We start from the raw sequence: 13,613 nt of genomic DNA on the forward strand, positions 1-13,613 counted from the left end.
GGCTGGGAGCGTGGTGCTCCCGGCCGGCCCGTCAGCCGTTCTGAGGTCGAGGCCCGGGGCCTCAGTGCATCGCGACGCCGGAGGTCTCCGACGGCAGGTCGCTCGCCTTGGCCTTGATCGCGAAGACCGCGACCAGCAGCGCGACCGCCGCGAGGGCGGCACCCACGATGAAGCCGTGCGAAGTGCCCTGGATGAGGACGGAGTTGGCCGCGTCGGTGCCCGCGGGGAAGTCGTGGTGCTCCTTGAGGTAGCCCAGCTGCTCCGGCGTGGCCGTCTCCATGAACTTCGGCAGCTGCAGCTTGGCCTCGGCCGTGGCGTAGTGGGCGAAGACCGTGGTCAGGATCGACAGGCCGAGCGAGCCGCCGATCTGCTGCATCGAGTTGAGCAGGCCGGACGCTGCGCCGCTCTCCTCGCCGGGGACGCCGGCGACGGCGAGCAGCATGACCGGGACGAAGATCAGGCCCATGCCGAAGCCGAACACCACCGTGGGGCCGAGAACCCCGTCGAGGTAGCCGCTGTCCTTGTCCATCTGGGTCAGCCAGGTCAGGCCGATGGTGACCAGCAGCGCGCCGCCGGCCATGAACGGCTTCGGGCCGTACTTGGCCTGGAGGGTGGACGCGACCTGCGCGGCGATGATGATCGCCACGCTGATCGGCAGGAACGACACGCCGGCCTTCAGCGGGCTGTAGCCGAGCGGGCCCTGCACGAAGAGCACGACGTAGAAGAAGATGCCGAACATGGCCGCGGCCAGGCAGAGCATCATCACCAGGCCGCCGGTGCGGTTGCGGTTGGCGAACAGGTGCAGCGGGGTGATCGGCTGGGCCGTCCGCCGCTCGATCACGACGAACGCGGCGAGCAGGATCACGCCGGCCGCGAAGGAGCCGATCGTGAGCCCGTCCGTCCAGCCGTAGTCCGGGTTGGCCGCGCGGATGAACCCGTAGACGAGGCCGACCAGGCCCAGCGTCGAGGTGAACGCGCCGGGCAGGTCGAAGCGGCCGTCGGTGCGCTCGGACTCGGCGATGTAGCGCGGCGCGGCGATCGCGATCAGCACCGCGATCGGCACGTTGACGAAGAAGACCCAGCGCCAGTCCAGGTACTCGGTGAGCAGACCGCCGGCCAGCAGGCCGATCGCCGCGCCCGATCCCGCCACCGCCGAGAACACGCCGAACGCCTTGTTGCGTTCGGGCCCTTCCTCGAAGTTGGTGGCGATCAGCGCGAACGCCGTCGGTGAACAGATCGCGCCGCCGATGCCCTGGAGCGCGCGGGCGGCCAGCAGCAGGGTGCTGTCCTGGGCGAACCCGCCCAGCAGCGAGGCCAGGCCGAACAGCAGGGTGCCGAAGATGAAGACCCGGCGGCGGCCGAGGATGTCACCCGCGCGACCGCCGAGCAGGAGCAGCCCGCCGAAGGTCAGCGTGTAGGCGTTGATGACCCATGACAGGTCGGTGGTCGAGAAGTTGAGCGCGTCCTTGATGCCCGGCAGCGCGATGTTCACGATGGTCGCGTCGAGTACCACCATGAGCTGCGTCGCCGCGATGACCGCCAGGGTGATGCCCTTGCCCCGGCTCGGGCCGCCGCGCGGTGGTGAGTTCTTGCTGAGAGTGTCGGAAATAGCCACGAAAATGCCCCCTGGCTGGCTATGTGCGTGATGTGCTGCGGACCGTGGGCCCGGCGGAGAACCTGCGCCGTGCTGCAGGCTAGGAAGGAACGGGATCGTTCACTAATCTGGACGATATCCTGGGCCAGTTTGTGAACGCAAGCGTTCCTTAAGGTTGGTGGCAATGGATCATTCGGTGCGACGCCAGGTGACGGACCGGTCGGCCGGCCCGGCCCCGGAGGGAGCGGCGGCGCCGTCGGCGCGGTCGGCGTCCGGCCCGCCGGCGCTGTGCCGGGTGCGGGTGGCCACCGAGGTCCTCACCCGGCCGGTGCGGCGCCGCGGGAAGGAACTGGAGAACGCGATCTTCGCGGCCGCGCTCGACCAGCTCACCTCCGGCGGGTTCGCGCGGCTGACGATGGAGGGCGTCGCCGCTGCGGCGCGGACCGGCAAGGCCGCGCTCTACCGGCGCTGGGCCTCCAAGGTCGAACTCGTCGTGGACGCCCTGGACTCCACTCTCCCACGGCCGAACGGCGTCCCTGACCTCGGGTCCACCCGCGATGAACTCCTGCAGCTCATCGAGGTGTTCGCGGGTGCGATGAACTCGCGCGCGGGCAGCGCCCTGCAGGCGTTGATGGGGGAGCTCGACCACGAACAGGCACAGCTGTTCAAGGACTTCATCGTGCAGCGGGTCGTCGCGCCGACCACCGGGACGATCCTCGACATCCTCCGCCGCGGAGCGGAGCGCGGAGAGGTCCGCCCCGGGGCCGTCACGCCGATGGTCGCGGACGTCGCCCCGGCGATGCTGCTCTACCAGGTCAAGATCTGCGGGCGCGAGAACACCCCGCCCGACTACGCCGTCCGCCTGGTCGACGACGTGCTGATGCCGATGATCGGGGCCTGAGGCGCGCCGGTGACCCGCGGTGACTCCGCGGTGGTTCCCCGGTAGCCGGTGGTGGCTCCGTGGTCGCCCCTCCGGCGTGGCGCGGGGCACCTCGGCGACGGGCTTAGGCTGGAACAGCCCCAGCTGAACGGGCCGCCCAGCCGAACGGAGCCTGTGATGCCCATCGTCCCGCCGACGCACTCCGTCGAGCGCTCGCTCCGCCGGGCCGGCGCCAAGGTCGTCGTCGGGCTGGACGAGGTCGGGCGCGGCGCCTGGGCCGGACCGGTCACCGTCGGCGCGGCCGTCACCGGACTGCGCCGGCCGCCGGAGGGGCTCACCGACTCCAAGCTGCTCACCGAGCTGCGCCGCCGCGCGCTCGCACCGGTCCTCGCCGACTGGGTCACCGCGTACGCGCTCGGCCACGCCTCGCCGCAGGAGTGCGACGAGCTCGGCATGACTGCCGCCCTGCGCCTGGCCGCCGTCCGCGCCTTGGAGGCGCTGCCGGTCGAGCCCGACGCGGTGATCCTCGACGGCAAGCACGACTACCTCGGCGGCCCCTGGCGGGTGCGCACGGTGATCAAGGGTGACCAGTCCTGCATCTGCGTCTCCGCCGCCTCCGTCCTCGCGAAGGTCCACCGCGACGGGATGATGGCCGAACTCGGCGAGCAGCACTCCGCGTACGGCTTCGCCGACAACGCCGGCTACCCGTCCCCGGTGCACCGCGCGGCGCTGGAGGAGTTCGGGCCCACCGAACACCACCGGCTCTCCTGGGCGTACTTGGACGCACTGCCGAAGTGGCGCCACCTGAAGCGGATCCGGCCGGGTCTGGAGGCGGCCGAAGGCTCCGCCGACGAACAGTTGACGCTCGGTTTCTGACGGTCCGTCTGGAATTGCCCCGGGTGGGTCCGGCAACGTCTTGGTGCCCAATGGGTGGGGCGCCCGTGCGCGTTCGACCGGCATTTGATAGATATCCGGGTATGCCTGTCTTCCCCGAGGAGCCGGAGATTCACGAGAGCCTCCCGGGCCCCGGCGTTCCCTTCCCCCGAGAGTCGGACGCACAAGCCCTCCGCGCGCCTGCCACCGGCAGTGCGCCCGCCACCGCACCCACCACCGTCGCCGCGCCCGCCCCGGTGCCCGGCCCGCGCCCAGCGCCGCCGCGCCCGGCACCGCCGAGCGCCGGCCGGCCCGGTCCGCAGCCGCGTCCGGTGCCCAAGCCCGGCCCGGCACCGCGCCGTCCGGCCCCGACCGCACCCCAGATCGAGGTCCGGCGGGTCGCGGCCACCCCGGCCGAGGCGCTGGAGCGCGCCGACGAGGTGGTCGACCAGTTGCTCGACGCCGGGCGCAGCCCGGGCGAGATCCTGGTGCTGACGGTCGGCGAGGCGCACCCGTGGCAGCAGCACGAACTCTCCTTCGGCGAGGAGCGCTACTGGGCGCAACTCGCCGAGGGCGGGGACGTGTTCTACGCGGACGCCGTGCCGACCCGCCCGGCCCGCCGCGAGGTGGTCGTCCTGGTCGCCAACGGCGGACCGGCCGCCCGTGCCGCGGAGGCGTACGCCGCGGCGCTCGGCCACGCGTCCGTGCTGCTCGTGGTCTGCGGCGACGCCGGCCCGGCTGCCAAGGGTGCCGCCGGAGCGGCGCCCGGTCGTCCGGTCAGCGCCTGAGCCGAGCGGCCCCGCCCGGGCCCGGTGCCGTACGGTGCCGGGCCCGCGGGCCGTCGTACCCCGCAGCCGGCCGCAGCCGGCCTGGGAGGCGTGGGGACGGCGGGGTCCTGGGAGCCCATGGCGGCTGCTTGGAAGCCTGTGAAGCTCATGGAGCCCGTGGAACTCGCGGAGCCCGTGGAGGACTCGGGGCTCAGCGGGTCCCGGTGCGGCGGGCCGGTTGGACCGCGGAGAGCCTGGCGGGCGTCCAGGGCCGCTCGGACGTCTGGCGCAGCGCGCGCCGGCCGCCCGGAGCGTCCAGGGCCGTGCGCGGGGGCAGCTCCGTCACGGTGTGGACCGGTCCGTCCGCCCACGAACCCGCGTGCGGATTGCGGCCCTGCCGCCCGTCCCCGAGGATCTGCCAGCCGGCCGGGGTCAGCCCGATGTAGGAGCCGCAGCGCAGTCCGTGCAGGACGGCCGCGTCCCGCAATGCCCACATCCAGGCCCCGTCCTGCTCGGTCCAGCCCGGGGCGCCCTCGCGGCAGCGCAGCAGCACCGCGGTGCGGGTCGGCACGGGCTGGCGCAGGTCGTGCGGGGTGATCTGGCGCAGGTGCGCGAGCAGGGCGTTCCGGTGCTGCCAGCCGTCCGTGTCGTGCGGCCAGGGCGTGAACGAGGCCGAGGCGCTGAGGTGGTGCACCGCGTCGAGGACGGCGACCACGACCGTGCCCGGCTGGGGCAGGTGGCGCTGGTGCAGCTCCAGGACGAAGTCGCGCGGATCGCGCAGCAACGGGATCCCCGAGGCGGTCCAGGTCTCCAGGTCCAGCAGCCGTCTGGGCGCCGAACTCCGGGCGAGGGGAGACTGACCTCGGCCGATACCGTTGATCACGATCCTCCTTCCCGACCCACGGGCACGCGGGTACCTGCGTACGCCGAAGGCAGGGTCCACCGGACCGGGTTTCGGGTACCCGCCAATTCTCGTGGCATCGGGGGCGGAGCGGCAACGATGAAATGATGAACGCCGCCCGAAAGCCCACGTTCTGCCGGATATATTCCCCTCTGGCGCAAGCGGTACTCAGGCATCTCCGCAGCCCGGCGAGGGCCAGGGTGAACGGCCCGTGAACTGGGTTCCGCAATGTCATCGCCCCTCTCCCGTCGTCGGTGCCGCGCGAGCGCCCCGCCGATGTGATCTCTCCCTCCTTTAGGCCATTCGAGTGAGTCCGTCCGAACGGACGGTCCACCTCCGTTCGGGTGTGCGGCCCGGGTGCGCGGCCCGCCGCCCGGGCCGCGCGGATCAGGCCTGCACGGCCAGCACCAGGGGCAGCACCGCGCTCGCCCCGGCCCGGCGCAGCAGGCGCGCGGCGACGGTGACCGTCCAGCCCGAGTCGACGAGGTCGTCCACCAGCAGCACCGGACCGCCCGCGGCGGCCACCGCCTGCGCCAACTCGGGCGGCAGGACCAGCGCTTCGGTCACCGAGCGCAGCCGCTGCGCGCTGTTGCTGCGGGCGCCGTGCGGGGGCCGCCCGTCCGCGTACTCGATCCGCCCGAGCAGCGGCAGCCGCCCGATCTCGGCGATCCGCGCGCCGAGCGTGCCGACCAGCTGGGGGCGGGCCGAGGAGGCCATGGTCACCACGCCGGCCGGCCGCTCCAGCCGGGCGCCGTCGGCCGAGGCCGGCCCGGCCCAGCCGCCCGGCCCGCGCGCCCAGTCGGCGAGCACCGTCACGAGGGCGTCCACCGCCTCGCCGGGGACGGGCACGTCCGGCGCCTGCTCGGCGAGCAGGCCGCGCAGCCGGGTGCCCCAGCCGATGTCGGACAGCCGGCCGAGCGCCCGGCCAGTCTCGGCCTGCTCCCCGGCCGGGATGCGCCCCTTGAGCGGCACGCCGACGGTCTCCATGCCGGTGGGCCAGAGCCGGCGCGGCTCGAAGCCGACCCCGGGGCGGCCGAGCGCGGCGCGGGCGGCCTCCAGCGTGGCGGCCGACACCTCCGGGGTGTGCAGCGGCCCGGCGCAGTTGTCGCACCGCCCGCACGGCGCGGCCTGCTCGTCGTCCAGCTGCCGCCGCAGGAACTCCATCCGGCAGCCGGTGGCCGCCGCGTACTCGCGCATCGCGCGCTGCTCGGCCTCGCGGGAGGCCGCGACCTTGGCGTAGCGGGCGGTGTCGTACTCCCAGCTCTGCCCGGTGGCCGTCCAGCCGCCCTTGACCCGGCGGACGGCGCCGTCCACGTCGAGCACCTTGAGCATGGTCTCCAGCCGGGTGCGGCGCAGGTCCACCCGGGGCTCCAGGGCTGCCGTGGACAGCGGGCGGCCGGCCTCGGCGAGCGCGTCGATCGTGCGGCGCACCTGCTCCTCGGGCGGGAAGGCCAGCGAGGCGAAGTAGCGCCAGATCGCCTCGTCCTCGCGACCGGGCAGGAGCAGCACCTCGGCCCGGTCGACGCCGCGCCCGGCCCGGCCGACCTGCTGGTAGTAGGCGATCGGGGAGCTGGGCGAGCCCAGGTGCACCACGAAGCCGAGGTCGGGCTTGTCGAAGCCCATGCCGAGCGCGGAGGTGGCGACCAGCGCCTTGACCCGGTTGGCCAGCAGGTCGGCCTCGGCGGTGCGGCGCTCGGCGTCCTCGGTGCGGCCGGAGTAGGAGGCCACGGCGAAGCCGCGCTCGCGAAGGAAGGCGGTGACCTCCTCGGCGGCGGCCACCGTCAGCGTGTAGACGATGCCCGAGCCCGGCAGGCGGTCGAGGTGGTCGGCCAGCCAGGCGAGCCGGTGCGCCGGGTCGGGCAGGGCGAGCACACCGAGGGTGAGGCTCTCCCGGTCGAGCGGGCCGCGCAGCACCAGGGCGTGCTCGTCGGTGGTGCCGGTGCCCAGCTGCTCGGCGACGTCGGCGGTGACCCGGGCGTTGGCCGTGGCGGTGGTGGCCAGCACCGGGACCCGGGGCGGGAGGTCGGCGAGCATGGTGCGCAGCCGGCGGTAGTCGGGGCGGAAGTCGTGGCCCCAGTCGGAGATGCAGTGCGCCTCGTCGACCACGAGCAGGCCGGTGGAGGCGGCGAGCTTGGGGAGCACCTGGTCGCGGAAGTCGGGGTTGTTCAGTCGCTCCGGGCTGACCAGCAGGACGTCGACCTGCCCGGCCGCGACCTCGGCCTGGATCGCGTCCCACTCCTCGGTGTTGGCCGAGTTGATGGTGCGGGCGTGGATGCCGGCCCGGGCCGCGGAGTCGACCTGGTTGCGCATCAGGGCGAGCAGCGGCGAGACGATCACCGTGGGCCCGGCGCCCCGGGCGCGCAGCAGGGCGGTGGCGATGAAGTAGACGGCGGACTTGCCCCAGCCGGTGCGCTGCACGACCAGGGCCCGGCGGTGGTCGACCACCAGGGCCTCGATGGCCGTCCACTGGTCGTCGCGCAGGGCGGCGCCGGGGCCGGCCAGCTCGCGCAGGACGGCCTCGGCCCGCGCCCTGACCTCGGCGCGGTCGGCGGCGGTGGCGGTGGTGTGGATCTCGTGCGGCTGCATGGCGTCCATGTAACCCCGAGGCGCCGACAACGGGCGAATGCCGGGGCACGTGAGAAGGGTGGAGCCGGGGTGTATGTCATCCGATCTTCGGCTGAACGGCAGTCAAATATCAGTCGGGAGAGTGGCGATGACGTGCTCCGAACGAGGGAAGCGGAATTCCGGCCCGGAGTTGTCCACAGGAAAAAACAAAAGTCAGCCGCGGATTTCGGGGCGCGGCACTCTTCCCGTCATGAACGCCATGAACAGCGACAGCGCCATGAACAGCGACAACGGCATGGACAACGAGAACGGCATGAACGACGACACCACGACGAACGGGGACAACGTGACGCTCTCCCTGGGCCCCGCCTCCGGCCACCGGCCGGTGACGATGCGCGGCCCGGCCGACATGGCCGAGCTGCTGCCCTACCTCCTCGGCTTCTTCCCCGACGACAGCATCGTCGCCGTCGGCCTGAACGGTCCCGACCTCCACCAGGGCGGGGTGCTCCGGGCGGACATCCCCGCGTCCCGCGCGCAGTGGCCGGCCGCTGCGGAGGAGACGGCCGCCCTGCTGGTCGACGTCTCGGAACAGCGCGGCAGCCGCCCGATCCAGGTGCTCCTCTACCTCTGCCAGGATCCCGTCCCCGGGCACGGGCCGCCGGTGGTGGACGGCCTGCGGCCGCTGGCCGACGGCCTCCGGGCCGCGTTCGCCCGCAGGGGCGTGCCGGTCAAGGAGTCGCTGTGCGTCTCGGACGGTCGCTGGTGGTCCTTCCTCTGTCGCCGGGAGGGCTGCTGCGATCCGGCAGGGAACCCGATCCGCCCCGCCCCCGCCCCGGGGCCGGCCGCCGCCGCGGCGACGTTCGCGGGCCTCGCCCCGCGAGGCAGCCGGAAGGCGATCATCGCGGGGCTGGCCCCGATCGGCCCGCCCGGTGCCGAGGTCCAGCGGACGGCCCTCGCACGGGTCGGGACGGCCGATCCGTCGGCGCCGGGGATCGCCCTGCTCGACCAGGCCTTCGCCGAGTTCGCGGCCGGTGCCCGCGAGCTCGACGAGGACCGGACGGCACGGCTGCTGCTCGCCCTGCGGGACCGGCACACCCGGGACCGCGGCGCCGAGTACGTCCGGCCCGCCGAGCTGGCGTCCGCCGAGCGGCTCTGGCGCTTCCTCGCCCGGCGCGCGGTGCCGCCGTACGAGGGCTGCGCGGTCGCCCCGCTGACCTTGCTGGCCTGGGCGTCCTGGGTCGCGGGGGACACGGCGACGGCCCGGGTGGTGCTCGGCCGCGCCCTCGACCTCGACCCGTCCTACCTGCTGGCCGATCTGCTGCACGAGTCGCTCAACGACGGCATGACCCCGGAGGCGCTGCTCGCGGCCGTCGAGGGCCAGCGGCTCCGCCGGGAGGCGAAGCGGGCGGGGGAGGCGAAGGAGGAGAACGGGGTGAAGGAGGAGACGACGGTGCCGGAGCCGACCGACGAGGAGAGCGGCGGCCCGGCCGCCGATCCGGGCGGAGCACCGGAAGGGACGCCGGATGGGACGCCGGACGAGCCGTCGGGCGGCCCCCGGGAAGGGGCGCCCGGGCGGGGGAAGGCCAGGCGCAGGCGCCGGGGCGGCCGTCGGGCGGGCGCCGCTGCTCCGGGGACGCCGGGCGGTGTTCCCGGTGGGCCCGCCCCGGCCCTGCCGGAGGCGGACGGCCCCGGGCCGGTCGCGCTGCTCGCGGAGCCGGGCCGCGGCCGGGGGGAGCGCCCCGACGCGACCCTGAGGCTGGGCCGCGGCCGGGCGTGCAGCGGGGCGGCGGTGCCGCTCGGGAGCGGGGCGCACAGCTGCATCGGGAGGTCGGCCCGGGGAGCCCGTCATGGGCGCTGACGTCCTTCTCCGCCCGCTCCGGGCTCCCCGGGGCCGGGCCGGGCTACAGCTCGCCGTGCGCCATCTTGATCAGGCGGTCCAGCACCTTGCCGCCGCTCACCCGCAGGCCGTCGTGCTCCCACTCGTTGGTGATCCAGGTCCGCAGGCCGCGCACCGCGCGGGCGGTCTCCAGCGAGTCGGCGGTGTCCACGTACATGTCGTCGTGGTACACGGCCGCCACGACGGGCACCTCGTTGGCGGCGAGCCGCTGCGGGTCGTAGAGGTCGGGCCAGTCGGTCCGGGCGGCCAGCAGCTCGGCGGCCTCCTTCAGCGGCCGCAGCGCCGGGTCGGTGTCGAACATCCAGGGGTAGATCATCTCCCCGGTGAACAGCACCGGGGCCTCTGTCTCCAGCGCGGCCCGGGCGTCGAACCCGGGGAACTCCTTGCGGAGCCGCTCTGCAGACCACGCGGTGCCGCCCGCGTCCACCGACCGCTGGCCGTAGATCGACTCGTGCAGCACGGCGTACAGCGGGCCCTCGGCGAAGGAGATCCTGGCCTGGACGCCGTACAGGAAGGTGTCGGAGAGCTCCGGCCCGTCCGGGCCCTCCACCCAGGCCTCCTCCAGCAGGTAGTGCAGGGTGCCGGAGCCGCTGCCGCCGCCCAGCATCATCCCGAGCGACTGGAAGGCCTCGACGGTGAGCAGGCCGCCGTCGGGCAGCGTCGCCGGGGCGGCGGCGAGGTGCGCGGCGATCCGCCGCACCGCTTCGACGTCCTGCGGGAACCGCTCGTAGTGCCCTTCGTTCTTGCGGACCACCCGCGGGTAGGCGGCCCGGTAGACGTCGTCCGCCGAGCTCCGCAGGCCCGCGAGGCCGCCGGTGACGAAGGCCTCCGTCAGGCCCTCGGGGGCGATCGAGAGGTAGGTGAGGGTGCAGAAGCCGCCGAAGCTCTGGCCGAGCACGCTCCAGCGCCGGTCCGCGCCGAGCAGGTGGCGGCGGATCAGCTCGGCGTCGCGCACGATCGAGTCCGCACGGAATTGCGCCAGGTAGTCCGCCTGCTCCCGGGCGCCGCCGCGCCGGGCGAGGGTCCGGCGGGTCGCGGGCGTCGAGCGCCCGGTGCCGCGCTGGTCGAGCAGGAGTACCCGGTAGTCGTCCAGGGCCCGGTCCAGCCACGCGTCCCGGCCGAGCGGGCGGGCCGCCTTGCCACCCGGGCCGCCCTGGAGGAAGAGCAGCCACGGCAGGTCGTCCCGCTCGCGGCCGGCGGCCACCACCTCGCGGGCGTACACCGAGATCCGCTCGCCCTCGGGGGCGGCGTGGTCCAGCGGGAGCTGGAAGACGTGGTCGGTCGTGACAATCCCGGGCAGCCGGCTGGCGGTGGACATACAACTCCTCGGTCTCTGCAGGTCACAGCGGTCACGTCGCCGTTCACGGTGTCACCGGGTGCGGGCGCCGCGACACCCGCACCGTATCCTGGCCGCCGTCGGGCGCCGGTCCGACGGCCGTGCTCCTCCCCGGGGCGCGCCCGGGACCGGCCGCCGCCGGGGTCGCGCGGTCCGCTGCCGGGCCCGCGATGACGGCCCGCCACCGACCGTCCGGGTGCGGCGCGACAGGAGCGCCCGAGCCCGGAGCCTCCGGCCGAGCGTGACCTGGGGCCGGTGTGCGGCGTTGACTCCGGGGGCCCTGTGCGCGCACCGCGGCGGGAACCGCGCCGTACCGGCGTCCCGAACGCCGGACTCGCGAGCGGCCGCACACGGCACCGCGACCGGCCGCCGCGCGCGAGCGGCCGACCGGGGCGACGGGCCACGGGGAGAGGGCGCCACCGGCCTGCCGGTGCGCGAGGCCCGACGGCGGGCCGGGCACACCGACGTGCCCGGCGCGGCGACCCGGCGCGCGGGTACCGGCCCGGTACCGCGCACCGCATGGCACGACCCGCCACCGGGTACGGCCAGACACGGCAGAACCGCCGACGGGACACCCCGCCGGCCCGGCACCATCAGCACGCGATCGAGCATGCTCGCGGCCCACCGGCCTGACCCGGCCACCGGACCGCCGAGGGGAGGAGAGTCCGGTGACCGCCATGAGGCCGCCCCAGGCCGCGCCGGCCGAGACCGTGGTCGGCGCGCCGCGACCGGTCGGCCGCCCCGACCAGGTCCCGGCCGGCCCGCCCCGGCCGCAGCCCGCCGCCGTCCACCACGCGGTGCTCTGCGTCAAGGCCCCCGGGATGGCCGCCTCCGGGCCGGACGGCCAGCTGCGCGGGCACGGGCTCCACGGCTTCTACCGCAACGGCGTCCGGGTCGTCGCGCGGATGGAGCTGCGCCTCGGCGGCATGGAGCCGCTGCCCCTCCAGGGCACCCAGACGAGCGCCGCCGAGGCCCGGTTCCTCGGTGCCGTCCGCCTTCCCGGCGACCTCGACCCGGACCCGGCGCTCACCGTGGAGCGGCTGCGCCAGGCGGACGGCGTGGAGACGGTGATCGTGCGCAACACCGGGGCCCGGCCCGCCCGGCTCCCACTGGAGATCGCGCTCGGCACCGACCTCGGCCCGGTCGGCGAGATCGCCGCCGGGCACCGCTCACCGGACCTGCCGGGCCAGGTGCAGTCCGCGGGCCTGCGCTGGGCCGGCCCGGCGCACAGCGCGGTGGTGTCCGCGAAGCCGTCCCCGCACGCCGTCCTCGCCGGTGCCGGGGTGCTCCGCTGGGACCTGGAGGTGCAGCCGGGCGCCCGCTGGTCGGTCGAGCTGCGTGCCGAGCTGGAGAGCACCGTGCCCGGCGCGCGTCCGCCGGGCGGTCGCGGCACGGGCGTCCCGCTGCCCTGGTCCGAACCGGAGGTCCGCGCCGACGACGGCCGGGCGGCGCTGCTGGTCACCCGCTCCCTCGACGCCCTCGGCGGCCTGCTCTTCGCCGACCCGGACCGACCGACCGACCTCTACCCGGCCTCCGGCGCGCCCTGGCGCTTCGGCCTCGCCCCGGCCGACGCGCTGTGGGCCGCCCGGCTGACCCTCCCGCTCGGCACCCGGCTCGCCGCCGGCACCCTGCGGGCGCTGGCCCGGCGCCAGCAGCTCGCCCCGGCGCCGGGCCGCACCGAGGGGCTGCTGCCCGGCGCCCTGCGGCACGGCGGTCCCGAGCTCCCGCCCACCTGCACCGCGACCGAGGCCACCCTGCTGTTCGTCACGGTGCTGGCCGAGGCCTGGCGCTGGGGCCTGCCGAGGGCCGAGGTCGCGGACCTGCTCCCGGCCGCCGAACGGGCCCTCGGCGCCCTCCGGGACGGTCTGGTCGACGGCTTCGTCACCGACCTGAGCCGTCCGGCCGAGGACCGCGCCGCCCACCCGGTGGCCGCCCGCGCCGAGGTCCAGGCCCAGGCGCACCGCGCCGCCCTGCACGGCGCCGAGCTCCTGGAGGCCTTCGGCCGCCCCGGCGCCGAGGAGTGGCGCGGCTGGGCCGCCGGGCTGCGCGGGCGCTTCCGCGAGCGGTTCTGGATCGACGACCTCTCCGGCGGGCGCCCCGCCGCGGGCCTGGCCCCGGGCGGGCAGCCGCTCCCGGCCGTCGCCTCCTCCTTCGTCCACCTGCTCGACACCGGCCTCGCGGTCGACGGCGGCCGCCACGAGAGCCTGCTGGACCGCGAGCAGACGCGGCTGCTCGCCCAGCGCCTCGTGGCCCCGGAGCTGGACAGCGGCTGGGGTCTGCGCACCCTGAGCGCCAAGTCGCCCCGCTTCAACCCGCTGGGCCACCGGGGTGGCGCCGTGCGGGTGCACGAGACCGCCCTCGCGATCGCCGGGCTCGCCGGGGCCGGCCACGAGAACGAGGCCGGCACCCTGCTGGAGGGCCTGCTCGCCGCGGCCACCCACTTCGAGGGCCGTGTGCCCGAGATGTACGCCGGCGAGCAGCGGATCCCCGGCTGCCCGCCCGTCCCGCACCCGGCCGCGTGCCGTCCGGCGGCGGTCTCGGCCGCCGGGGCCGCCCACGCGGTCTTCGCCCTCGCCGGGGTCCGCCCGGACGTCCCCGGCGGCCGGGTCAAGGTCCGCCCGGCGAGCACGGCCCCGCTCGGCGAGCTGGAGCTGACCAACCTGAGGGTGTCCGGGGAGCGCTTCTCCGTCCGGGTGAGCCGCATCGGCGTGGCCATGGTCGAGGAGGCGCCCGCGGACCTCCAGCTCGTGGCGCGCTGACCCCCGCCCGGGCCTGCCCCGCGGGCCATGGGCACGGGTTG

General features: G+C 75.4%; 9 protein-coding genes. 5 read left to right on the top strand and 4 right to left on the bottom strand.

The annotated features are described in order from the left end of the window. Window positions 1-61 precede the first annotated feature (61 nt). On the bottom strand, window positions 62-1,609 hold the full coding sequence (locus tag ACFV4F_RS28160; RefSeq protein ID WP_380439577.1) for an MFS transporter: 1,548 nt from the start codon (window positions 1,607-1,609) through the stop codon (window positions 62-64). Between the two features lie 181 nt (window positions 1,610-1,790). Here ACFV4F_RS28160 and ACFV4F_RS28165 point away from each other — a divergent pair, with 181 nt between their 5' ends. The 3 genes from ACFV4F_RS28165 to ACFV4F_RS28175 all read left to right on the top strand — a co-directional run bounded on the left by ACFV4F_RS28165 (window position 1,791) and on the right by ACFV4F_RS28175 (window position 4,135). After that, a complete protein-coding gene (locus ACFV4F_RS28165) occupies window positions 1,791-2,495 on the top strand; it encodes a TetR-like C-terminal domain-containing protein (protein ID WP_380439496.1) in 705 nt (234 codons plus the stop codon). 156 nt (window positions 2,496-2,651) lie between these two features. Next, window positions 2,652-3,350 carry a ribonuclease HII gene (locus ACFV4F_RS28170; protein ID WP_380439498.1) on the top strand — a complete coding sequence of 233 codons (699 nt, stop codon included), beginning with the start codon at window positions 2,652-2,654 and terminating at the stop codon, window positions 3,348-3,350. Between the two features lie 101 nt (window positions 3,351-3,451). Continuing rightward, entirely contained in the window at window positions 3,452-4,135 is a 684-nt protein-coding gene (locus ACFV4F_RS28175) for a hypothetical protein (protein WP_380497491.1), read from the top strand. 190 nt (window positions 4,136-4,325) lie between these two features. On the opposite strand, the gene ACFV4F_RS28180 is transcribed toward ACFV4F_RS28175, so the two are convergent. Then, window positions 4,326-4,997 carry a hypothetical protein gene (locus ACFV4F_RS28180; RefSeq protein ID WP_380439502.1) on the bottom strand — a complete coding sequence of 224 codons (672 nt, stop codon included), beginning with the start codon at window positions 4,995-4,997 and terminating at the stop codon, window positions 4,326-4,328. Between the two features lie 405 nt (window positions 4,998-5,402). Then, entirely contained in the window at window positions 5,403-7,601 is a 2,199-nt protein-coding gene (locus ACFV4F_RS28185) for a RecQ family ATP-dependent DNA helicase (protein ID WP_380506556.1), read from the bottom strand. Window positions 7,602-7,830: 229 nt separating this feature from the next. Between ACFV4F_RS28185 and ACFV4F_RS28190 the strand changes: the two genes are divergently transcribed. Then, window positions 7,831-9,438: a DUF4192 domain-containing protein gene (locus ACFV4F_RS28190; protein ID WP_380506558.1), complete on the top strand. Its 1,608-nt coding sequence runs from the start codon at window positions 7,831-7,833 to the stop codon at window positions 9,436-9,438. A gap of 43 nt (window positions 9,439-9,481) precedes the next feature. On the opposite strand, the gene ACFV4F_RS28195 is transcribed toward ACFV4F_RS28190, so the two are convergent. Further along, a complete protein-coding gene (locus ACFV4F_RS28195; RefSeq protein WP_380506561.1) occupies window positions 9,482-10,795 on the bottom strand; it encodes an alpha/beta fold hydrolase in 1,314 nt (437 codons plus the stop codon). A 695-nt stretch (window positions 10,796-11,490) separates the two neighbouring features. On the opposite strand from ACFV4F_RS28195, the gene ACFV4F_RS28200 reads away from it, so the two are divergent. Beyond that, complete coding sequence (locus ACFV4F_RS28200; RefSeq protein WP_380439580.1) at window positions 11,491-13,572, top strand: glycogen debranching N-terminal domain-containing protein; 2,082 nt, start codon at window positions 11,491-11,493, stop codon at window positions 13,570-13,572. Window positions 13,573-13,613: the final 41 nt, after the last annotated feature.

This window comes from Kitasatospora sp. NPDC059722 (assembly GCF_042733235.1).
Classification (GTDB): Bacteria; Actinomycetota; Actinomycetes; order Streptomycetales; family Streptomycetaceae; genus Kitasatospora.

Excerpts from the sequence above, each read along its gene's own strand:
- ACFV4F_RS28190 (WP_380506558.1), top strand. The coding sequence starts at position 7,831 with ATGAACGCCATGAACAGCGACAGCGCCATGAACAGCGACAACGGCATG.
- ACFV4F_RS28175 (WP_380497491.1), top strand. The coding sequence starts at position 3,452 with ATGCCTGTCTTCCCCGAGGAGCCGGAGATTCACGAGAGCCTCCCGGGC.
- ACFV4F_RS28185 (WP_380506556.1), bottom strand. The coding sequence starts at position 7,601 with ATGCAGCCGCACGAGATCCACACCACCGCCACCGCCGCCGACCGCGCC.
- ACFV4F_RS28195 (WP_380506561.1), bottom strand. The coding sequence starts at position 10,795 with ATGTCCACCGCCAGCCGGCTGCCCGGGATTGTCACGACCGACCACGTC.
- ACFV4F_RS28200 (WP_380439580.1), top strand. The coding sequence starts at position 11,491 with ATGAGGCCGCCCCAGGCCGCGCCGGCCGAGACCGTGGTCGGCGCGCCG.
- ACFV4F_RS28170 (WP_380439498.1), top strand. The coding sequence starts at position 2,652 with ATGCCCATCGTCCCGCCGACGCACTCCGTCGAGCGCTCGCTCCGCCGG.